The 23,594-nt window shown below is 58.0% G+C and carries 24 protein-coding genes; 9 read left to right on the top strand and 15 right to left on the bottom strand.

All coding sequences use genetic code 11. The features are described 5' to 3' along the window. Nucleotides 1-340: 340 nt before the first annotated feature. From ACERJA_RS18785 to ACERJA_RS18810, 6 genes are all read right to left on the bottom strand, one after another. The gene (locus tag ACERJA_RS18785; RefSeq protein WP_373609745.1) at nt 341-799 is read right to left on the bottom strand and encodes a TRAM domain-containing protein; all 459 of its coding nucleotides are present in this window, start codon (nt 797-799) and stop codon (nt 341-343) included. Between the two features lie 91 nt (nt 800-890). Next, a complete protein-coding gene (locus tag ACERJA_RS18790) occupies nt 891-1,892 on the bottom strand; it encodes a hypothetical protein (RefSeq protein ID WP_373609746.1) in 1,002 nt (333 codons plus the stop codon). Nucleotides 1,893-1,907: 15 nt separating this feature from the next. Beyond that, nucleotides 1,908-2,102 carry a DUF4177 domain-containing protein gene (locus tag ACERJA_RS18795; protein WP_373609747.1) on the bottom strand — a complete coding sequence of 65 codons (195 nt, stop codon included), beginning with the start codon at nt 2,100-2,102 and terminating at the stop codon, nt 1,908-1,910. 183 nt (nt 2,103-2,285) lie between these two features. After that, nucleotides 2,286-3,242, bottom strand: coding sequence for a class I SAM-dependent methyltransferase (locus ACERJA_RS18800; RefSeq protein WP_373609748.1), 957 nt, complete (start codon nt 3,240-3,242; stop codon nt 2,286-2,288). Next, entirely contained in the window at nt 3,239-4,390 is a 1,152-nt protein-coding gene (locus ACERJA_RS18805) for a glycosyltransferase family 4 protein (RefSeq protein WP_373609749.1), read from the bottom strand. The genes ACERJA_RS18800 and ACERJA_RS18805 overlap by 4 nt, the downstream gene beginning before the upstream one ends. A gap of 13 nt (nt 4,391-4,403) precedes the next feature. Then, complete coding sequence (locus ACERJA_RS18810) at nt 4,404-4,811, bottom strand: 6-pyruvoyl tetrahydropterin synthase family protein (protein WP_373609750.1); 408 nt, start codon at nt 4,809-4,811, stop codon at nt 4,404-4,406. A 344-nt stretch (nt 4,812-5,155) separates the two neighbouring features. On the opposite strand from ACERJA_RS18810, the gene ACERJA_RS18815 reads away from it, so the two are divergent. Next, nucleotides 5,156-5,599 (top strand): hypothetical protein, encoded by a 444-nt coding sequence (locus ACERJA_RS18815; RefSeq protein WP_373609751.1) that lies wholly within the window; start codon nt 5,156-5,158, stop codon nt 5,597-5,599. A 150-nt stretch (nt 5,600-5,749) separates the two neighbouring features. Here ACERJA_RS18815 and ACERJA_RS18820 read toward each other — a convergent pair whose 3' ends face one another. The 6 genes from ACERJA_RS18820 to ACERJA_RS18845 all read right to left on the bottom strand — a co-directional run bounded on the left by ACERJA_RS18820 (nt 5,750) and on the right by ACERJA_RS18845 (nt 11,584). Continuing rightward, the gene (locus tag ACERJA_RS18820) at nt 5,750-6,763 is read right to left on the bottom strand and encodes a zinc-binding dehydrogenase (protein ID WP_373609752.1); all 1,014 of its coding nucleotides are present in this window, start codon (nt 6,761-6,763) and stop codon (nt 5,750-5,752) included. A 137-nt stretch (nt 6,764-6,900) separates the two neighbouring features. Then, nucleotides 6,901-7,749 (bottom strand): CDP-alcohol phosphatidyltransferase family protein, encoded by an 849-nt coding sequence (locus ACERJA_RS18825; protein ID WP_373609753.1) that lies wholly within the window; start codon nt 7,747-7,749, stop codon nt 6,901-6,903. Further along, on the bottom strand, nt 7,739-8,107 hold the full coding sequence (locus ACERJA_RS18830) for a hypothetical protein (protein WP_373609754.1): 369 nt from the start codon (nt 8,105-8,107) through the stop codon (nt 7,739-7,741). Before ACERJA_RS18830 ends, ACERJA_RS18825 begins: the two co-directional genes overlap by 11 nt. Before the next feature lie 75 nt (nt 8,108-8,182). Continuing rightward, complete coding sequence (locus tag ACERJA_RS18835) at nt 8,183-9,082, bottom strand: hypothetical protein (protein WP_373609755.1); 900 nt, start codon at nt 9,080-9,082, stop codon at nt 8,183-8,185. Continuing rightward, nucleotides 9,079-9,324 carry a DUF2892 domain-containing protein gene (locus ACERJA_RS18840; protein ID WP_373609756.1) on the bottom strand — a complete coding sequence of 82 codons (246 nt, stop codon included), beginning with the start codon at nt 9,322-9,324 and terminating at the stop codon, nt 9,079-9,081. Before ACERJA_RS18840 ends, ACERJA_RS18835 begins: the two co-directional genes overlap by 4 nt. Before the next feature lie 391 nt (nt 9,325-9,715). Next, complete coding sequence (locus ACERJA_RS18845; RefSeq protein ID WP_373609757.1) at nt 9,716-11,584, bottom strand: alpha/beta fold hydrolase; 1,869 nt, start codon at nt 11,582-11,584, stop codon at nt 9,716-9,718. Between the two features lie 426 nt (nt 11,585-12,010). Between ACERJA_RS18845 and ACERJA_RS18850 the strand changes: the two genes are divergently transcribed. The 3 genes from ACERJA_RS18850 (at nt 12,011) to ACERJA_RS18860 (ending at nt 14,543) form a co-directional block, all read left to right on the top strand. Next, a complete protein-coding gene (locus ACERJA_RS18850; protein WP_373609758.1) occupies nt 12,011-12,385 on the top strand; it encodes an ABC transporter permease in 375 nt (124 codons plus the stop codon). Between the two features lie 531 nt (nt 12,386-12,916). Beyond that, nucleotides 12,917-13,717 (top strand): type II CAAX prenyl endopeptidase Rce1 family protein, encoded by an 801-nt coding sequence (locus ACERJA_RS18855; protein ID WP_373609759.1) that lies wholly within the window; start codon nt 12,917-12,919, stop codon nt 13,715-13,717. Continuing rightward, nucleotides 13,704-14,543, top strand: coding sequence for a CPBP family intramembrane glutamic endopeptidase (locus ACERJA_RS18860; protein ID WP_373609760.1), 840 nt, complete (start codon nt 13,704-13,706; stop codon nt 14,541-14,543). The genes ACERJA_RS18855 and ACERJA_RS18860 overlap by 14 nt, the downstream gene beginning before the upstream one ends. 321 nt (nt 14,544-14,864) lie before the next feature. Here ACERJA_RS18860 and ACERJA_RS18865 read toward each other — a convergent pair whose 3' ends face one another. Continuing rightward, the gene (locus ACERJA_RS18865; protein ID WP_373609761.1) at nt 14,865-15,632 is read right to left on the bottom strand and encodes an FkbM family methyltransferase; all 768 of its coding nucleotides are present in this window, start codon (nt 15,630-15,632) and stop codon (nt 14,865-14,867) included. 102 nt (nt 15,633-15,734) lie between these two features. Between ACERJA_RS18865 and ACERJA_RS18870 the strand changes: the two genes are divergently transcribed. The 5 genes from ACERJA_RS18870 to ACERJA_RS18890 all read left to right on the top strand — a co-directional run bounded on the left by ACERJA_RS18870 (nt 15,735) and on the right by ACERJA_RS18890 (nt 20,607). Next, complete coding sequence (locus ACERJA_RS18870; RefSeq protein ID WP_373609762.1) at nt 15,735-16,700, top strand: phosphotransferase family protein; 966 nt, start codon at nt 15,735-15,737, stop codon at nt 16,698-16,700. Between the two features lie 124 nt (nt 16,701-16,824). Further along, entirely contained in the window at nt 16,825-17,766 is a 942-nt protein-coding gene (locus ACERJA_RS18875; protein ID WP_373609763.1) for an ABC transporter ATP-binding protein, read from the top strand. Continuing rightward, the gene (locus ACERJA_RS18880) at nt 17,763-18,545 is read left to right on the top strand and encodes an ABC transporter permease subunit (RefSeq protein ID WP_373609764.1); all 783 of its coding nucleotides are present in this window, start codon (nt 17,763-17,765) and stop codon (nt 18,543-18,545) included. The genes ACERJA_RS18875 and ACERJA_RS18880 overlap by 4 nt, the downstream gene beginning before the upstream one ends. Nucleotides 18,546-18,659: 114 nt before the next feature. After that, nucleotides 18,660-19,442, top strand: a complete 783-nt coding sequence (locus tag ACERJA_RS18885; RefSeq protein WP_373609765.1) for an ABC transporter permease subunit — start codon at nt 18,660-18,662, stop codon at nt 19,440-19,442. 151 nt (nt 19,443-19,593) lie between these two features. Next, complete coding sequence (locus ACERJA_RS18890) at nt 19,594-20,607, top strand: hypothetical protein (RefSeq protein WP_373609766.1); 1,014 nt, start codon at nt 19,594-19,596, stop codon at nt 20,605-20,607. 711 nt (nt 20,608-21,318) lie between these two features. On the opposite strand, the gene aceB is transcribed toward ACERJA_RS18890, so the two are convergent. Then, nucleotides 21,319-22,629: a malate synthase AceB gene (gene aceB, locus ACERJA_RS18895; RefSeq protein WP_373609767.1), complete on the bottom strand. Its 1,311-nt coding sequence runs from the start codon at nt 22,627-22,629 to the stop codon at nt 21,319-21,321. An 85-nt stretch (nt 22,630-22,714) separates the two neighbouring features. Next, on the bottom strand, nt 22,715-23,482 hold the full coding sequence (locus ACERJA_RS18900) for an IclR family transcriptional regulator (RefSeq protein WP_049889876.1): 768 nt from the start codon (nt 23,480-23,482) through the stop codon (nt 22,715-22,717). Between the last annotated feature and the right edge of the window lie 112 nt (nt 23,483-23,594).

Consider the following 23,594-nt stretch of genomic DNA (forward strand, 5'->3'; position numbering starts at 1 on the left):
GTATAGCGTAACCACAGATAGCTGACTGCCCAATCAAGAATGCAGGAGCACCAATTCCAATAGCAACCATACGAATAGTTTGAGAGGTTGTCATAAATACTTTACGCCCATATACAGCATTATATTCTTTATAGTAGGTTGTGAAAGATTATTAGAAGGCAAACGGTCAGTTCGCACACGTAGTTACCGAACTACTCCGATTCAGTTTCAAACACGAGACTAAATAACGAAATCGTGCTACTATCTACTGCTACTATTCTCGCGAATAATACTGGTACCGTCATTCAGGCCGACTGGAACTCCCACGGAGGAAACCGCGTTGTTCACCGTGGGATGGATTTTATTCGTAGTACTCTTCGCGTTCAACAACCTCGCCAAAAGCCACGTTTTCTTTCACGTCAGTGATCTCTATGGTCACGCGTTCCCCTTTCTCGGTCTCAGGAACGATGACGACGTATCCCCGTTCAACGCGGGCGATACCATCGCCTTGCTCTCCAATACTTTCGATATCCACGGTTCGCGTGTCACCTTCCCCAACAGGGGGTCCTGAGAACCCTCGCTCCTGTGTCTCTCGTTTCTGTGTCTGTTCTCTTTGCTGTGTCTGCCGCTCTTTCGTCTGTCTCTGTTCAGTGTCGGCTGATGCTGTCGTCTCGGTCGCAAGCAGCGCAACGCGATACACTTCGCCATCTTGAACGTCTCCGATTGCGACCTCACGCTCTGGAACTTCAATAACGAACGAATCGTGTTGTTCTGTCACTTCAGCACTGAAGACGCTTCGTAAATCGTCGGGAATCTCCATCAATATACCTCCTTCTCAAAGAGATGTTCCGACACCACCTTGAGTCCACCGGTGATTCTGTCGTGAAAACGGAGCGAGACGCTTTGCGAACTTAGTCTCCGCGGAGCACAAGCGGACCCATAGCAGACGTTCGCTTCGCGATCGTCGCCAAGCGGAGAATGTACGAGACGAACAGCAAAAATGGGAGTACACAGATCGTGTAGGCGGCACAGATCACCCATAGCCGGATATCAATTCCGAGGAGAAAGCCGGTGAACGTATGCGCATCGACGAGCATCACCATTCCACCGGCGACGACGAGTGCTGGCACTGCGAGATACAAAATCCCCTGTGAGAGCTTGACGAGCGACCACTGAAAGTAGAGCGTCTTGATATACTCTCGAGCGGGTCCGTACATCGTAAGCGCCGTTAGCATGCTCATCCCTGCATCGTGCTGCTCGCTCGTGAGGCTCTCCTCGTACTCGTCCAACAGCCAGCGGAGATCGTACATCTTCCGATCGTAGTTGTAGTTCAACGCCGCGTTCATGACGGCAAAGGTTCCGAACTCGGCGCCCTCCAGATCCTCTGTCGCAACCTGTGCGTTCTCGAGGAGGTCGTCGACATACTCCTCAGTCTGTGCTCGGAGATCCTCATCATCGGTGTGTTGAACCGCGTCCTCGAACGCGCGGGCCCGGTCGCTGGTCGCGTCGATCAGTTCCTTGAGGAACACGGCGGGGTTTGCAGGGCTCGGAAAGTCGAGCAAATCGTCGGTATTCTTGTAGAAATCCATCGCGAGGTCCATCCGTCGGCGCTGGCTGCCGAGTGGTCCAATCTCTTGAGAGAGGACCAGCTGGTTGATCGAGACGACGAGCGTGGTCCCAGTGATGAGCGCCCCGATCAACGCTTGAAACGACATCTTGACCCAATCCGTCGTCAACAGCACCCGCTGTGTTGATGGGAGACTCGACACACCCCAGAGCATCAACGCGAAGAAAACACCGGCAGCCAGCACGCCAGTGAGCAGCCACCGATTCATATTGAGTAGTACCCAGAGCTTGTAGCGGTTCTCGGCGGCCCGCTCCCGCATTGTATTGCCGGATGATAGATCCCTCATCGTATGACTCGTGGGTCAGTCTTCGAGCGACCGCTCGAAGATCAGAAACTTCGTCCCGCCGCCGTCGTACGAGACGGTCTCGACGAGTCGCCATCCATCGGCACCCAGTTCGTTGAGTCGCGGTTCGGGATTTGTCGATTCACGCTTCGTCAACTCTGTCGGTGGCTCGATGACTTTGTACTCCCAAGCCGTGGATGATGTACGACCCATTATCTAACAGATCCGTTCGGCCACGGGTCACTCTTTTCCCTGCACCTGATAGTACTACTTCGGTGATAGCTCTGAAGCGCACGTTTGGCTGGTGGTACTCGACTGATCACCAACTCCAAAATTCGACACACAGATCTGTTGAGTTTTTATTTTCAGATATCTGTTCACTGAAATCATTGCGCGTCAGTCTGTGGGTTGGACACGACCTAGTACGTCGAGGTGATGGGCCAAAACGGTGAGTTCACCGGCCTCGAGTTCGTTGTATCGTCGCTCGAGCCATCGTCGTCGCGCGTTTGGATCGAGTTGGTCTGCGGGATAGTCTGCGAGCGCGTCATCGATCGTCTCGAGTAGGTGTCGAATCACAGTCCGTTCGTCCCTGGCAACGGCCGCAGTACGATCGTGCGGCCGGAGAACCCAGTCTGAGCCGCCGACGGCGCACACCTCGAGCGGCCGTTTCTCGGCTTCGAGGGCTCCGACTAGCTCCCTGCCGGCTCGACTTCCACCTGGTTCGTCGCGAATGTCGTCCATATGGCGATGGTAGTATCGCTCGAGTCGGCCGTCGAAGGAGTCTGGTGGAGTGAATCCGGTTGCACCGTCGAATGTCAGTGGTGCATAGACGAGGCCATCGAGTTTGAGCACCGAGGAAACCCACGAGAGTGCCCGGTCGAGATTGACGAGGTCGAAAACGGCTGCGCCGATCACGACATCGACCGCCGTGCAGTCGTTGCGGGTAGCGAAGGCGTCGCCCGTCTCGAGGACCACCTCGAGTTCGGCCCCGTCGCTTGCATCGTCTGCCACCCCGCCCCGCCCTTCCGAACGAGCGACGAGCCCGGTCTGCGTTCGATTGACTGTGTATCCAGCATCGGCAAGCCACGTCGGCAGGCGTTCGCGGGCGTGGTCGATGGAGTCCTCGTCGAGATCAATTATTTCGTACTGAACAGCCGAAGGCAAGACAGTCCGTTCCGCGAGCCGAGCGACCATCGACCCGATTCCGCCGCCGATTTCGACAATTCGAATCGGCCCTTTGTGTGTTTCTTCGAGGTCAGCGAGACCGTCAGCAAACGCTCGAAAGACGCGATCGTTCAGCGCGCGATCGTCGACCGGCCGTTTCGCCTCGAGATATGCCTGAAACGTCGTCATGCATGGTCTCCGTCGATCTGTTCGCTCTCCGGCTTCGCTCTCGTCTCCACTCGCGTTCCAGCGTGGCGGTTTCGTCGTTGCTTCTCGGCTTGCTCGAGCAGAAACGTCCGAACGCGGGTCATCGTCTCCTCCCAGGTCGGATGTGCGGCGGCCGTCTCGAGGGCGTTTTCTCCCAGCGCCGCGAGTTCGTCCCGGTCGGTTCCGAGGCGTTCGATGACGGTTGCGATGGCATCCGGGTTCGCTGGATCCACGACAAAGCCGTTCCGTTCGTCGTCGACGAACTCGCGTGCGCCGCCGACGGCGCTTGCGACCGGGACGACGCCGTACTCCATCGCTTCGAGGTAGACCATTCCGAACCCCTCGTACGTCGATGGCACCGCGAGGATGTGACTTCGCTCGAGGAGTGACTCGAGCGCAGCGTCGGTGACCTCGCCGGCGAACGCGACGCGATCGTCCATTTCACAGTCATCCGCGAACGCGACGGTCGAGTCAGCATATGCTGGATCGGCCGTGAGGCTCCCGGCTACGGTAAGTTCCCATTCGCAGTCGACCTGTTCGAGTGCCTCGAGCAGTGTCAGCACGCCCTTTCGCGGGATCACGTTTCCAAGGAACGTGATTCGAAGCGGGTCGGCCGTTCGCGCACGCGTTGTGACTGTCTCGGTGTCGATGGCGGCCCCTTCGACCCGTCCGCCAGGCGGTGCGACGAGCGTCGGGCGGTCGGCGAGTGTAACTGTCCGGTCACGCGTATCTCGGCTCGTGCAGATTGTGGCGTCGACACTCTCGAGATAGCGGCGTTCAATGGCCGTTTCAACGAACTGCCACGGGCGGAGCTGACCGCCAGGGTGGCCCGATCGAAGCAGGTGGACGAGCGAGACGATCGCCTCGGGTTGCTCAAGTCGGTCGTTGTGCCGCCACAGTGATGGGTGACAGAGTTCGTCCTGGAGGAGGACGTCGAACGGCCGATCGAGGCGCTTGCGGACCGATTGCGAGACCCCATCAAGCAGGTGTCGCCGATACGACCGCCAGGGGAGCGCGATTATCTCGACGTCGTCGCCACGGCGCTCGAGGTGGGAGACGAGGCGTCTATCGTACCGAAAGCCACCAGAGGTCTCCTCGAGGCTGCCGTAGACGACGAGTCCAACGTGCATGTCCGTTCTGAGTTTACTCGGCTCGGGATTTGTTCCCGGAGAGATCACGCTCGTGGCCCACGCGAGCGATGTCGTCCTCGTCCATCGCGATCCGGATGCTGGTCGCGGTCTCCGTCGAGAGCTGACCGTCCTCGAGCAGGCGGTCGGCGACGATACGTGTGAAGTGCTCGAGACTTGGATTCAACCCCTCGAAAGCGGGACAGTCGTTGAGCGTTTGGTCACGATACGCCTCGACGGCGGTGTCGACGGCAGCCGACAGATCGTCGATATCGACGACGTACCCGTACTCGTCGAGTTCGGGTGCACTGACTGTCACCTCGAGCGTGTAGTGGTGAGAGTGGAGGTCGCCTTCGGGACCGGGATCGGGCACCGTGAGAAAGTGCTGTGCGACGAATGATCGCGAAACAGAAACGTCATACATGAACGCACGTACCAGCGTTCGGATTATAAACGATGGGGCTCACAGAGGTGGTCTGATACGGTCTGCTGAAGTCATTTCCGGTGCGACCACGAGCCATCCTGCGGTCGCGCCGGCAAATCGGTACAGCAGACCGTATGAAGGCTTTGTCGAAATCCCATTTTTCGGGACTCTACAGCTATAGTAGCCACTGCAAGTCAATGCGCACCTGATCGCACGACAGCTGTGCGGTCGGTGTGCAAACAGTTTCAGTTGTTAATATAGTCCACTCGATCCGGCAACCGTGTGTGCAAACTGAACAGCGGGGAAAATTTATCAGTATATATTGTCAAGTAATGATAATCACAATGAATCGACGTCGATTTTTTCTCTCTTCAGGTGTGATTGGGATCACTGGTGTTGCGGGATGTCTTGACGAAGATGTGTGCGATAAAACATCGAATCACCTCTACGTAGAAAACTATCTATCCGAACCACAAACGGTCAGGGTTCGTGTTTATCGGTTGAAAGAGCGTATGTTTGCCGACACCGAGTGGGAGCGAACATTCTCTGAAACGATTGAACTGCCCGGAGAGAGACGCTCGACGATAGAGCAGATATACGATACACATGGGACATATCGTACTGAAGCTGAACACGAAGAACGGTTGGAGCAGAATCGCTCAGAAGTGGATGACTGCGAAGATCAGGTAGTCACGATTGGTATCGGGGACGGCGCACATTCTATTATGAACGGGCGCCCAGACGAACTTCTTCCCGAGGCTGAATCTGATTCTGACGACTCTCGGTAACCAGTCTTCTACAGAAAAAGCAGGCCGAGTGCCTCGGGGCTTGACCCCGAGGCGGTTCACCTGTACTGACCGCAGAAGGCTCTGAACCTGGCACCATCTGAGAGTGGGCTTGTCCGTGAACTCCGTCTTGAACAGAGCCGGTCTTGACCATCAGTCATAGGTCAGGAGCACTTGCACCGCCTCCGACGGCCGCTCATCGAGCAGGCGGTAGGCCTCGCTCGCCTGTTCGACCGGAATTCGGTGAGTGAGCAGTGCCTCGAGGTCGAGTTGCTCGAGCCGGCGCCAGGCAATCTCGTGGCGGCGCTCGCGCGTAAAGCGCCCGCGGTGGCGGGGTGCAATCGTACTCACCTGACTCGCGCGAACGTCGATCCGGTCGCGGTGGAAGCGACCACCGAGATCGAGTGAGACGGGTTTGCGACCGTACCAGGAGCCGACGATCACCCGGCCGGCGTAGCTTGTCATCGAGATTGCGTCGTCCAGCGCGTCCGGACAGCCCGTGAGTTCGTAGGTCAGGTCCGCTCGATCGTCCATGATCGTCTCGAGCGCTGCTGCGGGTTCATCGTCTGTCGGCGCGATCGAACGATCGGCACCGAGCTGTTCTGCGAGTCGGCGACGATTCTGATGCTGATCGACGGTGACGAGCGTCTCCAAGGGCGTCCGGGCGAGCAGTCCCGTTGTCAGCAGGCCGACGACGCCTTGACCGAGGACCACTGCGCGCTCGCCGAGCAGCGGTTCGCCGTCGAGCAAGAACGTGACGGCTGTTTCCATGTTCGCGAGCAACGCAGCGTTCGACGTCGAGATACTGTCGGGAACTGGGACGAGATCAGCAGGTGTGGCGAGGAAGTGGCTCTCGTGGGGGTTGTACGCGAAGACTCGACGATCGAGCCACTCCGAGGAGACGTCCGCTCCAACGCTTTTTACGTGACCGACGGCGGCGTAGCCGTAGGCAATCGGATAGGAGAGGTCGCCATCGAGGGCGTCGATGGACTCGTCGGCTGTTAGCTCGGTCGGCGCTTCGTCGCGGTAGAGCAGGCCTTCGGTCCCGCTACTGATCGCTGAGACTGCTGTCTCGACCAGCACCTCGTCGGGACCGGGTTCGGGGATGGGGCTGCGCTCGACAGTGACGGACCGTGGGCCGGTGAACATGACCGTCCGTGCGGTCATCGATTTCCGCCTCTCGTCGGCTGTCTCCTCGTCCACGGCTGTCGGTCGTACCAGATCACGTGTCTGATCAATCGAACTGTAGATACTTGGGTATTGTGCGGCTTTCGACGGGCTGTCGGCGGGTTTCGTGCTCGCGTTCACCGGGGCACTCGAGTCGTGACCACGAGCCAGTCCCACAGGAAATTACACAGAAACGGCACCGCGACGACAGTTGTAAGCAGGATCGACTGTCCCGCGGTCGTGATCGGCACCAGCGCGAACCAGATCGAGAAGAGAACGAACCCAGATAGTGGCCCACGAACCCTGCTCGGGGGGAGGTCTCGTACTGGACGACCCCGCCGCCGTCGCCGCCAGAGACTCCCGACGTAGAGGTATCTGGCAGCTCCGACAGCCAGAAAGGCGACCGAGGCGGCCCCCATCGAGACCACGACGACCGAGCCGATGAGCGTCGTGAGACCGTCGAGTTCGACATCAAGACGAGCCCCCAGGTCGGTTACCGTCCCCATCTTCCGGGCGACTGCTCCGTCGACGGCGTCGAGCAGTCCAGCTGCCGCAAAAAGGAGTGCGGGCATCCACGCGATGAGGCCGGCGTCGGCTCCTGGCACCGAAACGGTCCCTGCGGTGGATCCCGATTCGGCTGTTCCAACCGCGAGAACGCCGACGAACGTCGCAAGCGCCGCCCCCCGAGTGAGCGTGATCCACGAGGCGAACGTGAGTGGGTCGGCTCCCGTGCTCTGGGTCGTCCGCTGAAGGGCGATGCCGGTTACGAGTAGCACGACGGCCAGCGCGACGACAACCCAGCCGACAAACTCGACTGTTCGGGCAGGTTGCCACGCGACTGCGATGCTACCGGCACCGAGGGCGGTCAACAGGACGAGTCCTGTCGCTGCCTCGAGCCACCGACTGACCGCAGTCACGACCGGTGGCAGATCCGGCTGTGCTCGAGGCTCGAGGTCGCCGTCGGCGGAACGATGGTCAGGACTCACGGCTGTAGAGCACCAGAAGGACGACGATCAACGACAGCTGTACGACTTTATCAATCGCCTCGAGCGGCCCAACGTCCCCACTGCCTGTCGGTTGGGCGATCACGTACCAGGCGACGATTTGTGCGCCGACGAACGGGACGCCGATCAGATAGAGCAGTTGGCGACGAATCCCGAGCAAAAAGAGCACGAGTGCGCCGGCAAACCCAGCGCCGGCGAGGACGAACGCGACCGCGAGTGGGTCGGGTAGAAACGCGATCCCGAGACCGAGATGAATTACGCCGGTCACGACGACGAAACCCACTGCGAGCCACTCGAGGCCCGTCAGGTTCACACTCGAGACACGGGAACTGATTGCCATCGGACAGTGGTTCGGGGGCGTGGGAAAAATCGTTTCGGGTGACGGATCTCTCTCGAGGCAGAGAGATCCGAAACCTCACTTGCGCGTCTTGGTGATCGACCGCTGGATGTGACTTCGTAGTGCATCCGTTGCGAGCGAACCGGTGATATGCCCTTTCTCCAGAACGCCCAGATCACCCCCTTCGTAAGCTGGTCGTTGTGTTTCGAACTCGATTAAGCGGTCGTAGCGAGCGAGCAGCGGGTCACAGTCGTCCGCATCGTTGCGGACAAAGGCGTCCCCGAAATCGAGGATGGTGCGAAGTGCCTCCGGATTCGTTCGTGCCGACTCAGCCGCCAGTTTCCGATAGACCGACGAGACGAACAGTTCTCCGAGTCGCGCCCCGGCAAATATCGGGACGTACCGATCGACACCCGCACAGTGGGCGCGGTGGAGATTGACGGCCCAGCCGCCAAGACTGATACCGGCTGCAAGGACCGCAGGGCAGCCCATCTCTCGCGATCGTTCGGCCAGCCCCTCCATGAGCGCAGCCGACGTGGCGAGCATTCCAACGAAGTTCTCGAGATCCCCCATCGCTCGTATGTACTCCCTGTTCGAGCGGTCGTGAAACGGCGCTCGGAGAACGATCAGGTTGATATCTTGGTCGAAGTTCGTCCCGAAGAGGCGCTGAAACGAGTTCGAACTGAACCGTCCGAAGTCAAACGGCTGCTCGCCGCTTCCGTGGTGATACAGCAGGGTCGGTGCGTCCCGCCCTCGCCACTGGGTGACGAGATACGCTGCGTGGAACTCTCCGACTGGAGTCGATGCAGAGACTTCCTGGACGTGTCCAGGTCGAATGTCTTCGATATCGATCGCAGTACCACTGACGACGTCACCGATCGGAGCGCTAGAGAGCGACCGCGAAAAGAACCTGGAATTTCGCAGGAGCAACCCACTCATCGAAATCGTCGCAACGTCGATCAGTTCGTGTCTGTTCATCGGCTTTCGAGACCACGTTCCTCGTCGGTGCTCTGACCCAGCGTACGGTTCACCGGATACTTCTTGGCTCCGGCCGTACCAAGCAGTACGAACGCGACGAGTGGCAAGACTGCTGTGACGATTCCCTGTGTCGGATTCTCGAGTCGATCTCCGAAGGCTCTCGTCACCATCATTGCGCCGACGAACACGAGCCCGGCGGCGATTTGAACCGTTCGATCCGCACCGCCGGCGTTCTTCTCCACGCTGATCACTCCGTCCGTTCCTCTCCGCGGGAGAGCAGCCACCAGAGCGTTACGAACATCACGACGAATACAGCGGCCCCTTGGAGGAACGTGGTACGTCGTGATTTCGAGTGCTCAGTTGACTCGTCCCGATCCGCTGTTTGGTCAGACGGTTCGTCCGTCGAGCGCTCGGATTTGGGCAGGAATTTCACGTTCGACGTGTGGTTCGTCGCGGGGAAAAGTAAGTCTGTGAGTTATTTCTCTGACACCGTGAGCAAATCGCTTTCTCGAGCTGACGCCGTAGCTCGGTGGATACGCGTGAGAGTAGTACGTTCGGCGTGATCAGTAGCCGCGGGAGGACCAGACCGCGCCACTTCTGGATCTCTCTTGTCTTTCGACCGGTACGATTGTGTCATGCGGTTCTCGATTGGTCAAGTGTTTCCAGAAACGAGATCAGTAGTTCGTTGATTACCGTCGGATTATCGTGGTTTGCAATGTGTCCTGCATCTGGTACCGTTGTGTACGCGCTATTGGGGAGTCGTTCGTCCCACGCTTTCGCTTTCTTTCGGAGCAGGAAATATTCGTGTTCACCGACCACGACCAATTGCGGGCACTCGGGTAGTTCGGGGATCCCTTCTTTCAGATCTTCGAGGAGCCTGCGCTCGAGGGGGACCATGTTCCCCTTCCCAGTACGTGCACTCGCCCGTCTCGCGTACTCTTGGGCGTCGGGAGTGTGAGCGACAAACCGACCAAACACGTCGTACAGCACTTGTTCGGGCATGAGCTTCAGTCCCCTCACGTGCACCCCCATCAGTTTGATCGTCCGTTCAGAAAACCCCTCGTGCAGTGGGAAGCCCCCGACGTGAACAAGGGCTCGAACACGGTCGGGGTGGTGGTACGCAATGTACTGGTTCAACAGGCTTCCCATCGACTGGCCGACCAGAACGGCGTGGTCGATCCCTTCGTCGTCCAGTACGTCGAGCAGTTTCCGAGCGGCGACGTCGAATCGCACCGGCTCACTCGTTTCGGCAGCGTCGCCACAGCCGGGAAGATCCCACGAGAGGACCCGATACGACTCGGACAGCGTAGAGACCTGTCCCCGCCACGTCTCGCGGTTGAGTGCGAACCCGTGAGTGAACACTACTGCGGTCGCGTTTTTGGGCCCGCTTGTTTCGTAATAAATGCCCCCGGACTCACGCTCGGTCGTGGACTCAGCGCTTGCTTTCGAGCGCAGGTGTCGAAGAGCGAGTGCGAGCGCTCCGGCCCCAACTGCAGGAGCGACGAGGCCGCCCCACTTCATGGACAGCTCTCCTTTTCTGTCGGGATATGGCGGTGTGTCGGGGTCGTAGTACGGGGCCAACTGGTCGATTGCGTCCGTTTCATCACCCGCCTGATCGATGAGAGAACGCAACCCGTCGAACAGATATCTCATTTCCTCTCGGCCATCTCGAGCGTGTCCTTCGACCGAAATCTTCGCGTACTCGTTTCGCATGAGCCGTCCGATGGCCCAGACGCAAACCGGCTCCGGGACGTACTCGAAGGCCCTGACGACTGGCGGACTGGGGGCATACCCTGCCCTGCGTAACCCACGCAGCGCTTCTTTCGTCGCACGGACCGACAGCACCAGCAAATCTCTGGTTTCGCCCAGCCGTTTCATACTGGTATCTGCGGCATACAGCGCGGGAACGAGGCCGGACATGAGCAACGCAACGTGGTACTTCAACCACTCCTCTATGTCCGTCCGGATATCGACGTCGTACCCTCGCATGTCCGAAAGCACCGCCGCCACTTCTCGAGTCCGGGGACGAATCGTTCCATCGACCTCTCCGATCGGGATGGTGTATTGGTTGGCCTCGCCGACCGGGAGCACGCGCATGACGTGTCCGTCTCGTTTCCCGCCAGGGTACGGAAACCCCAACATCACACGCTCGTTGCCGAGCGCCTGAACCATTTCGTCGGACCCGTTGACGTTGTTCCCCATGAAGAGAAACGTCGGGACGTGCTCGTTTTCCGCCAACGTGTCCAGAATCTGTACGGCTTGATGCTCTCCCATGACGACCAGAACGAGATCATAGTCGTCGTCGGGTTCGAACGACTCTACCACGGGAACGTGAGCGACTTCCTCCCCATGGGCCCCTTCTTCCTGAATAACGATTCCGTGTTCTCTTAAATCCGCCAGCCGTTGGCCCCTAGCGAGCAGCGAGACGTCGTGTCCCGCCTCGTGGAGTCGTGCTGCTTTCAGACTCCCTAGCGGCCCTGCACCGAATACCAGAATCTTCATTTCGATCGACCCCAACCGTCGCAGTTCCGTCGATTGACCCAGTCTATGTGGGATTTTCGTTGGCGAACTCGACGAGCCCGGAGTTCGGTTGTGGAGCCCATGGTACACGTAGCGTATCAGGTTTGAAATAGGAGTGGGTCGGCTCTCTAGGCACGGGAGGCAAGTACCAAATGAGGAGTTGGTCTCTCGATCAGACGTTCTGTCGGGGCAGTTCGGCCAGTGCTCGTCGCTGGCTGAGACGTTTCGGATACCACTATCACCGTGAGCGGTCGAATGGTGCGTTAGATGGACGGACATCTCCGAGGGAACGCTGAGATGAACGGTGTCCCTCACCCGATGTTTTACAGTTTTAGACGTGAACCGGCTAGATAGCTGACTATCATAGCCGTGAAGACGGGTATGACAGTCCAAAAGTTGTGAATCCTGATGTGGAAATACCTCACATACGTCACAGCAATTGCACTCACAATCCACGGTGTCATTCACTTTCTCGGGATTGGAGTCTACTTCGAGCTACTCGAGATGGCTGACCTCCCGTACAAAACCACCCTGCTCGGCGGTGCCGTTGACGTAGGCGATACCGGAATACGGGTCTTTGCCGTGTTGACCGCCGTGGCCGGCGTTGGGTTCGTCGCTTCGGCTGTCGCGCTGGTAATTGGCTGGCGCTACTGGCGAGAAATGCTGCTCGCAGTTACCGTGTTTTCACTGGTCCTCACGACGCTTGATTGGACTGTCGCCTCCGCGGGCGCTCTGGCGAATCTGGCGATTCTGGCTGGCCTTTTCGTGATGCAACGGTTGTGAACACCTGTTTCGAACGAGAGTGAGCGAGACCTCAGACACGCCATATTGGTCTAGTAATCTGCTGACCCGGTTCCGGAGGCGGTGAGCAATCGACGGTGAGTCGTTGTCACTCGTTGTGGTCTACTCGAGTTCAACTCGAGTTCATATTATTCTGTTTCATGAGTTCCCCTGTAGGGATCTTAGCATTTCTTCCCGCAACTGGGGGTTTATTGATTTCCTCACTGATTCTGTAATTGTGCCAACCATTACGCTAACGATACTGGCGATGGCACGCGTCAAGATCGGTAGCTGCGGACGTGCGCGCGTGTCTCCGTACGCGAGAGTGGCTGGAGCTGCCACCGTAATAGGCCGCAGTCTCAGGGGGTGGCTTGTCACAGAGCCCACTCGAGTAAGAGAAGATGTCGTCGCGCTGCCCACGGGCAACGTGAGAGCCGTTCCGGAGAAGCATCCATGAACGCGGATTTGCAAGCGTTTACTCGCTCACATCAGGTTGCGCTCTTTTTCGTCCTCACGATCGCGTTTTCGTGGACGATGTACGGTGTTGAATTCGTCGTTGGTCCCCCACCGATCGCGCTCGGTGTGTTCGGTCCGTTACTCGCTGCGGCATTCCTTACGTGGGTCACCGGCGGAAACCTTCGTCAGTGGGTAGGACAGCTGTTCATCTGGCGGGTCAACGGCCGCTGGTACCTGTTCGTACTGGTTGGATTTCCTATTATCTTCGTCGGCGGATCGACGGCCATATACGTCGCTCTGACCGGCGAAACCATTGCTCCAGGAGTCCTCCCGGAGCGAGTTTGGATTGCTCTTTTCTTCCTCGTATTTCAAATCTTGACTGCGGGCCTCGGGGAAGAACTCGGCTGGCGTGGATTTGCCCTCCCCCGGCTTCAAGACCAGTACAACGCGTTGATAGCCAGCCTCGTCATCGGCTTTTTCTGGGCACTCTGGCACCTCCCGTTGTTCTTTCAGCCCGACTCGTATCAAGCGCAGATGGGGCCGGTGATTTATTTGATAGACGGATTTACGCTCTCGATACTGTTCACCTGGGTCTACAACAGCACCGGAGGAAGCGTGCTGATAGCCGCGCTGTTACATGGTGTGTTTAACACGACACTGGTGCTCTACCCGTACGAGGGGGAACTCGATATTGCCGAGTTTCCGTACCTCATGGGTGTTTCGAGATCCGTCCTGATGCTGGTCATCGCAGTGGTCATCGTGGCCGTCTATGGCCGAACGCTGACGACTCGAGAAACGATTCCCGGCACAGAGCACGCAGGGGGTGTCCCGGCAAACCAGTCCAGTAGGTCCGAGGTGGAAACCGATGGACGTCAGTGACCGGCTCGCTACGATCGCACCGAATCCGACGAACCCCTACGTTTTCGTCATCATTTATCTCGGCTGGGCGTGGTTCTTCTGGGGACTCATCGTCCTGTCCGGGGAGAGCGTCTGGACGTTTCCGAACGTGCTGTTGTTCTACATCGGGGGACTCAGCCCAATGCTGGGCGGTATCGCACTGACCCACCGGCTGGGAGGGTGGTCGGGACTTCGAAATCTCTGGGACCGAACCGTCAACACTCGTCGGATCAGCCCCAGATGGTACGTGATTTGCATTTTCCTCCAACCTGCAATCACGGTCCTTGCAGCCGGTCTTGTAGTACTCGCCGGTGCGTCGGAGCAGCCGTTGAATCCCTCGATCGAACTGGAGTCACTGGCGCTGTTCCTGACGTTCACGGTACTTGCAGGGGTGGTCGAAGAGATCGGATTGACCGGCTACTTCGTTCATCGATTGCTCGAGTTCCGGGGCGTCGTCGCGGTCGGCGTGATTACCGGGGCCGTGTGGGCGACCTGGCACGTTCCCCTGTGGCTGATGGAGGGATACTTCGGCGCGGCCACGATTGATCCGGAGCCCTTCTACTTCTTCGGGGGAATGGTGTTCGTGCAGATACTCTACGCGTGGATATACCACAATACGGCCAAAAGTGTTCTCGCAGCGATCATCTTCCACACGATGGTGAACGCGACTGGAGAGATTCTTGGACCCGCAGACGTGGTACAACGATATACATTTTATATTACGATCGTTCTCTGTCTGCTGATACTGATAGACGAGCGGTGGATCACTGTATCGGATATCCGTGATACGATCCGTCACAGGGGCTAGTTCCCCGTAACTCTCGAACGAGAGTGGGCACTGTGTCGATGTCGCAAAAGTTTGGACTCAAATCATATCTCGATCGAATATCCGATTATTTCACAAGAAAGTAAAATATGAGGGTGGTCGAAAGAGGAGTATGGCCATCCTCGAGCGATCTGCCGCTGTACTCTCGTCATCATCGATCTCGCCACTCAGACACCCGGAAATAATGGACATACTGACTGGAAGGCCAGCGAGGGGGCACGACGGCGCACATTTCAACATACATTCGATTGACACATAAGTATTGGCAACCCCTCTCACCCAGTGCTGTACTTTTCACCCGTACTACGCCGATTCTTTCGACTCGGCTATCCAGTAGTCGTCTCGCTCCCGAATCGAATACTCGAGGCCCTCGAGTAGCTCGCGACAGGCGGCTGGTTCATCGCCGACGAGGCCGTCCTCGTGGAGCTCGAGAAACACCGTTGGACGATGACGCTCCAGCGTTTCACGGCCGCCCCGAAGGACGTCCGGGCCGGCTCCCTCGACGTCGATCTTGATGAGATCCGGCGGCAGCGACTCGGCGACGAGGTCGTCGAGTCGGTTCACCGAGACGGAGTCAACAGTCGCCACGGCTGCCTCCCAGCGAGTTGCACTCTCCCGGTCGAACCCGGAGAGCTCCGTGTACGTCGAGACGTAGAAGGGCCGCTCGCCTGACTCGGCACCGAGCCCACAGCGTCGGACGTCGATCCGTTCTTCGAAGCCGTTGACACGGACGTTTGCCTCGAGCTGGTCGGCGACCACTGGTGCGGGTTCGACGGCGACGATCCGGCGGTCCGGTTCGCCAGCGGCAAGGGCGAGCGCGTAGACGCCGACGTTTGCGCCGACGTCGAAGACGACGCTTTCAGGTCCACAGCGGGCCTCGAGTTCGGTGAGCATCTCATCACGACCGTGGCGGTTGTAGAGTTCGTAGCTACGGACCGTTCCGCCGTGAGTTCGTTTCTGGGTGGCGAGCCATTCTCGGTCGTAGTTCAGATGGACCAGTCGGTAGTAGCCCCCGAGGACCAGTCGCCGAAGTCGATAGTACAGTTTCTGACGAACCGATTCGACCGACACACCCGAGACAATGGCCGCGCTCAGATTGAGTGTTATGGGTGAAGCCCAATCTGTTCGGCGGAACCCAACGATTAGGTCAGTCGGCGGTGGGTCTGGTACACAATGGGTGCAGCCGACGAGCGGCTTCCCGAGCCCGTTCGACGAGTCGTCTCGCAGGTTTTCGGAACGACTGTCCGTTCGTGTCGACGGCCAGCTGTCGGCTCGGTGGCTGAGACGTATCTGCTCGAGCTCGAGGGCGAGCCCGAGCAAGTCGTCTGCAAGATCGGTGGGGCGAGCGTCTGGACTGGTGCTGTGATCGAGCCAGCCGTCTGTCGGCTCGTTGGCAACCGGACGTCGTTGGCAGTGCCTGATGTCCTGGCTTCGGGACGGTTTGTCGACGCCAGTCGGACAACAGCAACTGAAACGGCAGCGCCCCTTTCGCGATGGGCGCTGTACGAGTATGTCGACGGCGAATCCCCTGACCCGTGGTACAGTCAGTGTAGTCGAACAGTTCGGCGACGGCTCGTTTCCGATGCCGGATCGATACTCGGCCGCCTGCACGACTGGTCGACGACCGAATTCGCGTTCGACCGAACGGGCGGCCTCGAGCGGACTCCGAATCATCCGACCGGACTGTGCGTGTGCGATCCGACGCCGCCGTCTGTCGTCGACACGCTTGCTGCTGTCTCTCGAGTGCTCCCACGGCGTTCACCGGCGTCTCAAGCGGTGCTTTGTCACGGCGACTTCCATCCCGGGAACCTACTGGTCACCTCCTCCGGGAGGATTACCGCGGTGCTCGACTGGGGAAATGCCCATGTGGCTCCAGCGGAGTACGCTGTCGCTCGCGCCGAAGTGCGGTTCATCGACCGGTTTCGGTCGCTCCCATCTCCCGAGCGAGCGCGGCTCAGGGAGGTGTTCCGAGCCCGCTACCGGAACCACGCGTCGCTCGAGTCCGACTACCCTGCGCGGGCGCCGCTCTATAAGAGTCTGTGGCTCGCACAGTCGGCGATCAACCTCGCGTCTGTCGCCCGTTCGTCTCGCGGCCGAACACAGATTCGTCGACAGCTGCGCACGATCGTCGATCGGTGAGCTCGGATTCGAGGACGGCAAACCCTTTCAAAGCGCGACTTTTTCTCGAGCACGCGTCTAACCGGCTGTCGTGTAAAACGGCTGCAACGCTTTATTATGTCGCTCCCGTATACTGTCGCAAACAATGTGCGCCCAAACCGAAAACGCTGCACCGGAACCGGACTCCGAAACGGCGGTGCTCAGCCTGGATGGACTTACCAAACGGTATGGCGACACTGTGGCGAACGGCGACGTCACTTTCGACGTCACTGCCGGAGAGATTTTCGGCTACCTCGGCCCAAACGGGGCGGGAAAAACGACGACCATTCGTCTGTTGCTCGGGCTCATCAAGCCCACATCTGGTACCGCAGAAGTACTCGGTGCGGACATTCGCGACCGACGGGCGCTCACCGAAGCGAAAGCCAACATCGGATATCTGCCGGATACACTCGGATTCGAGGACCGGTTGACGGGTCGACAAGTGCTCGACCACTTCGCTCGGATGCGGGGTGATGAACGACGAGACGAGTTGTTGGATCTGTTTCGCCCACCGCTCGATAAGCCAGTCGAGACGTACTCCTCGGGCAACCGTCGCATGCTCGGAATCGTCCAGGCCTTCATGCACGACCCGGAGCTCGTCATCATGGATGAACCGACGTCTGGCCTGGACCCGCTCAAACAGGACCGAATGCACGCATTTCTCGAGGAAGAACGAGACGCTGGCAAGACCATTTTTCTCTCCTCACACATCCTCAGTGAGGTCCAGCGGGTGTGCGATCGAGTGGGGATCATTCGAGAGGGGAAACTGGTCGCGCTTGAGGATATCGAGGTGTTGCTCGAGCGGGGCGGCAAACAGGTGTGGGTTCACCTCGCGGAGCCGGTCGACAGGGAGCAGTTTACAACGGACGACATGATCGACGTTGAAGTAGTCGACAGCACGGTTCGGTTTACCTACACCGGCGAGTACAACGCGCTCATCGCCCACCTCGCTAGATTCGATATCGAAGACATCGATATCGGAGACCCCCAACTCGACGACATCTTCAAACACTACTACGGGGACGAGGCCACACCAGGTGCAGAATGACGGCCATCCTGCGCAATGAGTCTGGAAAACGGATCCGTGGCTCACTGCTCCTGACTGGCCTGCTCATCATCCTCTCGGCGTTTTTCCTCGTCGTCTTTCCGAGCATACAAGAAGAAGCGCAGTTGGTCGAGCAGGCGTATCCGGAGTACCTGCTCGAACTCCTGGGGATCGAAGAGCTACACACGATCGAGGGGTTCACCGGAGGCTATATTTTCCCGTTCATCTGGATACTGCTTGCGGGAATCTACTTCGCATACACCAGCGCGGGCATGATCTCGGGAGATATCCGCACACGTCGAATGGATCTCACACTCTCCAATCCGGTGTCTCGAGAGTCGGTCCTGCTCCAGAAGGTCGCTGCGCTGTGGGTTCCTCTGGTTGCATTGAGCGTTGGACTACTAGTCATGTTACTTGTCGGTGTGTCCGTTCTCGAGGAGACGATCAATCTCGGTGCACTCGTGATGGTGCACCTCCTCGGTGTTCCGTATCTGTTGGTCTGTGCCGGCATCGGTATCGTTTTCTCCGTCGTTCTCGAGCGAGTCGAAAAGGCGCAGGCTGCTGCACTGGTGTTGGTGTTTCTTCTCTGGCTGGTTGATGGCCTCTCGCAGATGAATCCCGATTTCGAGTGGGTCGGTGCCCTCACCCCGAGTCGGTACTACGATCCGTCAGCGATTCTCATCCACGAGGAGTATGCCCTCCTTGACGCCGGCCTTCTCCTCGTGATATTTTTCCTCCTGCTTGGCGTCGCCGTCTTCATCTTTACACGGAGGGACATCTGACATGCACGCTGAACACAACGCATTCGATGTACATACCGGACGAGTCGATTGTGGAACCGGTGGCCCCAGTCAGCGCTGTTGTCACGACCACGCGGACGATCTGGGGGTGACGGCATGACGGCTATTCTCCGACTCGAGTCCAGAAAGCGGCTTCGTAGCTCGCTCATTCTGGTTGTAGTGTTTGCGCTGCTGTCAGTCCTCTATTTCTCGATGTTCCCTGGTATCCAAGAGGAAATGGAAGTGTTCGAGGAGGCGTTCCCGGAGTTCATGTTCGACCTATTTGGGATCGAAGAGCTACACACGATTGAGGGATTCATCGCTGCCGAACTATACTCCTTTTTCTGGGTTCTGCTCATCGCCATCTATTTCGCATACGCCGGCGCCGGGATGATCGCGGAGGACATTTACGACCGAAAGATGGACCTCATACTTTCCAATCCAGTTTCTCGTGAGTCGGTCGTGCTACAGAAGGTCGCGTCTCTGTGGGTCCCGCTGACCGTGTTGAACGTCGGGGTTCCGGTTGTTGTCTACGTCGGTGCAATCGCTATCGGTGAGTCGTTCAACCCCGTCGCTCTCGCGATGACCCACCTACTCTCGATTCCCTATCTCTTGGTCTGTGCTGGGATCGGTCTCGTCATGTCCGTCGTTGTTGATCGAGTAAGACGGGCCAGAGCAACAGCCCTGAGCCTGGTGTTTGTCCTCTGGCTGGTCGAAGGCGTCTCCAGACTGGACCCGGATTACGAGTGGGTCGGTGCCGCGATGCCGAGCCGGTACTACGATGAAACGGCAATCCTCGTTCACGAAGAGTACGCGTTCCTCGACGCTGGTATCCTTCTGGTGGCATTTCTTGTCTTGTTGGCTGTTGCCATTTTCCTTTTCACGCGGCGAGATATCTGAGTGTTTCAGGATTCTCTCTCTGTTGATTTAACAGAAAACAATAGCAACCGAATAGCAGGCGGCTCCTTTCGATGATTTATCTGTTGGTTTCCATAAGCAGCGACGAACGAAGGTACGGGCTATATCGAACCAGAAACCGTACGGTATCTTTATGACAGTTTCTCGACGAAAACTCCTCGGACTCGCAGGCACAGCGGCTGTGGCCACTGCCGGAATCGCAGGCTGCCTGACAGTCGATGCACAGGATGCGAACGATAGCGATCTGCCTGCGTATAGCCGGTGGCTCACGATCGACGACGGTGGGCTCGAGTTTGCACACGTCGATTGGGCGACTCTCCAGGAGTACGTGGAGGGAGAACTCGAGGACGAAGATTTCGATGCAGACGTTCCAGCAGAATTCGAAGCCGACCCGATGATTGCACCCGTCTCGGAGGGGCTGATCCAGGCTTACTTCTTTGTCGGCACCAGTCTCGCCCCGTACAGACTGGGCCAACTCCTCGACGACGACGCCGAACTCGAGTCGACTGCAGAAGACCTGCTTCTGACCACCGCGGCGTTTATTGTGACCGGAGCGATGGTGCCCGACGAAATCGACGAGCAGATAACAGCTGAACCGGAACTCGACTTTTTCCGACAGATGGAACAGACAGACGAGATCGGTGGCTACGACATCTATACACCGGTTGCGGTCGAGGACAATGCCGCAATTGCCGTCGACAGTGACACACTCGTTTTTGTCGGTGGCGAGGAAATCCAAGCCGGTGGCGATCCGTTGACGGTACTCGAGACACTCATTGGCGCCTCGGAGGGTGACATCGAGCTGGCAACGGACGAATCCGAGGCACTCGAGTGGCTCGTCGAAACCGCTGGCCACGGCGATGTCACCGTCGGTCAGTACGGTGCTCGAGTCGGTGCTTCGGCTGATTCGACCGAAGACGAGGAGTTGATCGACCTGACGTTCGAGGGACTCGATGATGCTGACGGCATCGTCTCGTCGCTCACTGTCGAAGACGAGGAGACGTCTACTGGCGACTTCGCGGCGATTATCGACGATCCGGACGAGGACGCGCTCGAGGCGTTGCTCGGTGCTTCTGCGGATGAGCAATCGATTGACGTCGACGAAAATCGCGTTACTGCGACGGGCACGTGGCGAGAGCTTGAATGACCGCCCACTGCCGTTTTCTAAAATGGCAGAAAATAAAATATTTGACCCATTTGACAACCTCAGTATATGTTGTCATACACTCCGCTTTGCTCAGGATCTCGCATCGACATCACCGCCTTTCACGAGATTCTACTTTTGGCCAGTCCTCCTAAGTAGCTTTCTGCTGAGGGGGCTGTAGTCGCCGAATACAATACGCATAGTGTCTTTGTCTGCCTCTATACTGATACCAGCGTCCGATCAGTGCTGTCGATCGGCGAGTGAACTCACAAGTACGCCGAGCATACTGTGAGTTGGAACGATTTCACCGCCGAACTGGAGTGTGCGCACTCGAGAACTCAGTCGCGAACAGCGTTCTATGCGATTACAATATTTCAAAAATCTAAACAGTATATTTATTTAGTTATTACTGAAGTAGCGTCGACTGTCTCACTCCGCCAACTGATAGATAGGTAGCAGAGGCTCAAGACCAAAGTCGTGGGCTTCCTCCTTGTATCTCTGTGATCTGCATGGCAAAGCAGGGCGAGTGCCTCAGGACGTGACCGAGAGAGGCGGTCCATCAGAGGCAACCAGGAAGCGTTCTGCTACACTTTCCACGTTCGATATAACAATAGCTCTGCTGAAAAGTGAAAGAGGGCTATGTGGATCGGCGACTGCCCCTTCGAGTGGTTCACTACGGTGTCGCGTCACTACTCATCGGTTTCAACCGATAGCTCACCCAACGACTATCGCGCGTTCGACGATATCCTCACCGTACAGTTCCTCGAGGTCCTCGTGCTGATCTGGACGGTTCTCGTAGACGTCCTGGAACAGATTGATGGGCGTCTGGGCTGCCTGATAGGTCGCTTCGTCCCACATTCGGTCGTTGCTGATCTCGACTTCAACCCCATCAATGACCAGTGTCGCCGCCCGTTCCATGGCGATCGCACCTTTTCCAGCTTCCTTAGCCGCTTCGAACTCCTCCATCGAGTCAACGATGTCGTTCAGACTTGGGATATACGATGTCAGGTCCAGCAACTCTTCGGACAGCTCGTCTCCGTCGAGGTCGCGCTCGTTGCTGCCGATGCGGAGTCGATACTGGTCATCGCCTGTCTCGTCGAGTTCGATTTCATCACCCTCGTACACGAACTGACCGTCTTCCTCGTCGAGTTCGACCTCGCGGCCGTTGGCCTCGAGGAGCCAGCTGCCGGTCTTCGGCGGTAGCGGCGACTTGTTCGCTTCCACTACTTGTCCGGGGGTTAGCGACCAGATACCGAGCATGCCTTTCGCCTGATTGTCGGTCATACGCTCGTGATAGCCCTCGACGTCACGGATGTCGTCGTACGGTCCGTCGACGGCGATCAGGCCGGCCGCGCTCGCACCGCGAGAGGTGTTGTGTCGCAGCTCCGGCCACGGCGGGAGTTCTCCGGTGGGTGTGATCGCTCGCATGTTCTTGGTGTAGTCCACTTCGCCGTCCACGAGAAGGAACAGACGCTCGAGGTTGTTTGCGGGCTTGCCCATCTCCTCACGGAGGTCCCCGAGTGCCAGTTCAGCCTCGCCGCTTTCGACGATGACCGACATGGCTAGACTGCCTTCTTCCAGCCCGTGCTCGTTTTCGACGATGGTGATGAACTCGTCGGCCTTCTTCCAGTCGTCGATGTCGCCGACCTCCGGGATCACGACGCCGTCGATGTGCTCGATGGCCCCGTTTTCGGGGTCGGCGAGCTCCATGATGTGCTGGAATCCCTGATACCTGGTGGCTGGGCTATCCCTGTGCCAGACCATACGCGGGTGGATCTCACTGGGGTAGTCGGCGCCGTGCTCGGAAATCACGTCGATGATGTTCTCGATTCCCTCATCGCGCATCGAGGGAGCGGTTGCATCTTCGTTGTCCGGGACCCAGACGTCCGGGGCTTCCATTCCGCGGAGTTGGGCGGCACTGCGAAGCATCTTGGCAGAATCGTCTTCTCCTTCCACTGCTGTTGGAGTGGTAAAGAACGTCCGCACGAACTTCCGGTCGTGGAGACGGTCGGTATGCGTACTCATGAATGCAACCAATAATATTACGTTCTAATATTAAAGTTATTTGGTGACCCCACCGTCACGTCCCGACAATCATCGCCAGAACGAGCTAGACGTTGTACTTGTTCAACTCGATAACGTTCACTGCTCGACGCAGCTGACTGACAAACTCGTTTGACTCCCAGTCGTCTTCGATTCGCGCCGTTGGGCCCGAAACGCTGATCGCCCCGATAACGTCCGAATTGAATCTGATCGGTGCAGCGATACAGCGGAGTCCCTCCAGTCGCTCCTCGTCGTCGACTGCAAAGCCGCGTTCCCGCGTTTGCTCGAGTTCCTCGAGAAGCTCATCGCGAGCTGTTATCGTCTGGGGCGTCACCTGCGGGAGTCCATGCTGGTCGATGATCTCGTCAACCCGTTCAGTCGGGAGATGTGAGAGAATCGCTTTCCCGAACGCCGTACTGTGCATGTGGTGGCGACAGCCAACGTACGTATCCAGATCGACCGCGTGCTCGCCTTTTGATCGGCACAGATAGACGCCTTTTCCATCTTCTTCGACGACGAGGTGGACTAACTCTCCCGACTCTTCGGCTATCTCTTTGATCTTCGGCTCCGCAACTTTGTAGACATCTTTCTCACCCCGTATCTGGCCGCCGATATCGAGAAACTTGAGGCTGAGACGGTAGGTTTTGGTGTCAGAGTTTTTGATGACGTACCCGTGTTTCTCGAGTGTGCTGAGATGGTTGTGAACGGCACTCTTCCCCATCTCGAGTTCGTCCGACAGCGTTGTCAGCCGTGCCTCCCCGAGCCGATTGAGTTCTGCAATGAGCCGTAGCGATTTCTCGGTCGTTCGCACAGGATGTTTCGCCTGTTTTTCCATACGAAATGACAGTCCGGCGAGCATCATAAGTATTGTTCTGGTATAGAAAACTCCAGACACGTGTTGGGCAGCGCCACTACCGCGATTCTGCCTGCAAGATACTGGACGGGCG

It is taken from the genome of Natronorubrum sp. A-ect3 (assembly GCF_041821125.1).
Classification (GTDB): Archaea; Halobacteriota; Halobacteria; order Halobacteriales; family Natrialbaceae; genus Natronorubrum; species Natronorubrum bangense.

What these genes read in the sequence shown, in the direction of transcription:
- ACERJA_RS18805 (WP_373609749.1), bottom strand. Translation starts at nt 4,390, where the DNA reads ATGCACGTTGGACTCGTCGTCTACGGCAGCCTCGAGGAGACCTCTGGT.
- ACERJA_RS18885 (WP_373609765.1), top strand. Translation starts at nt 18,660, where the DNA reads ATGACGGCTATTCTCCGACTCGAGTCCAGAAAGCGGCTTCGTAGCTCG.
- ACERJA_RS18870 (WP_373609762.1), top strand. Translation starts at nt 15,735, where the DNA reads ATGGGTGCAGCCGACGAGCGGCTTCCCGAGCCCGTTCGACGAGTCGTC.
- ACERJA_RS18830 (WP_373609754.1), bottom strand. Translation starts at nt 8,107, where the DNA reads ATGGCAATCAGTTCCCGTGTCTCGAGTGTGAACCTGACGGGCCTCGAG.
- ACERJA_RS18880 (WP_373609764.1), top strand. Translation starts at nt 17,763, where the DNA reads ATGACGGCCATCCTGCGCAATGAGTCTGGAAAACGGATCCGTGGCTCA.
- ACERJA_RS18855 (WP_373609759.1), top strand. Translation starts at nt 12,917, where the DNA reads ATGTACGGTGTTGAATTCGTCGTTGGTCCCCCACCGATCGCGCTCGGT.
- ACERJA_RS18820 (WP_373609752.1), bottom strand. Translation starts at nt 6,763, where the DNA reads ATGACCGCACGGACGGTCATGTTCACCGGCCCACGGTCCGTCACTGTC.
- ACERJA_RS18790 (WP_373609746.1), bottom strand. Translation starts at nt 1,892, where the DNA reads ATGAGGGATCTATCATCCGGCAATACAATGCGGGAGCGGGCCGCCGAG.
- ACERJA_RS18795 (WP_373609747.1), bottom strand. Translation starts at nt 2,102, where the DNA reads ATGGGTCGTACATCATCCACGGCTTGGGAGTACAAAGTCATCGAGCCA.
- ACERJA_RS18900 (WP_049889876.1), bottom strand. Translation starts at nt 23,482, where the DNA reads ATGGAAAAACAGGCGAAACATCCTGTGCGAACGACCGAGAAATCGCTA.
- ACERJA_RS18800 (WP_373609748.1), bottom strand. Translation starts at nt 3,242, where the DNA reads ATGACGACGTTTCAGGCATATCTCGAGGCGAAACGGCCGGTCGACGAT.
- ACERJA_RS18815 (WP_373609751.1), top strand. Translation starts at nt 5,156, where the DNA reads ATGAATCGACGTCGATTTTTTCTCTCTTCAGGTGTGATTGGGATCACT.
- ACERJA_RS18845 (WP_373609757.1), bottom strand. Translation starts at nt 11,584, where the DNA reads ATGAAGATTCTGGTATTCGGTGCAGGGCCGCTAGGGAGTCTGAAAGCA.
- ACERJA_RS18890 (WP_373609766.1), top strand. Translation starts at nt 19,594, where the DNA reads ATGACAGTTTCTCGACGAAAACTCCTCGGACTCGCAGGCACAGCGGCT.
- ACERJA_RS18860 (WP_373609760.1), top strand. Translation starts at nt 13,704, where the DNA reads ATGGACGTCAGTGACCGGCTCGCTACGATCGCACCGAATCCGACGAAC.
- ACERJA_RS18875 (WP_373609763.1), top strand. Translation starts at nt 16,825, where the DNA reads ATGTGCGCCCAAACCGAAAACGCTGCACCGGAACCGGACTCCGAAACG.
- ACERJA_RS18810 (WP_373609750.1), bottom strand. Translation starts at nt 4,811, where the DNA reads ATGTATGACGTTTCTGTTTCGCGATCATTCGTCGCACAGCACTTTCTC.
- ACERJA_RS18850 (WP_373609758.1), top strand. Translation starts at nt 12,011, where the DNA reads ATGTGGAAATACCTCACATACGTCACAGCAATTGCACTCACAATCCAC.
- aceB (WP_373609767.1), bottom strand. Translation starts at nt 22,629, where the DNA reads ATGAGTACGCATACCGACCGTCTCCACGACCGGAAGTTCGTGCGGACG.
- ACERJA_RS18785 (WP_373609745.1), bottom strand. Translation starts at nt 799, where the DNA reads ATGGAGATTCCCGACGATTTACGAAGCGTCTTCAGTGCTGAAGTGACA.
- ACERJA_RS18835 (WP_373609755.1), bottom strand. Translation starts at nt 9,082, where the DNA reads ATGAACAGACACGAACTGATCGACGTTGCGACGATTTCGATGAGTGGG.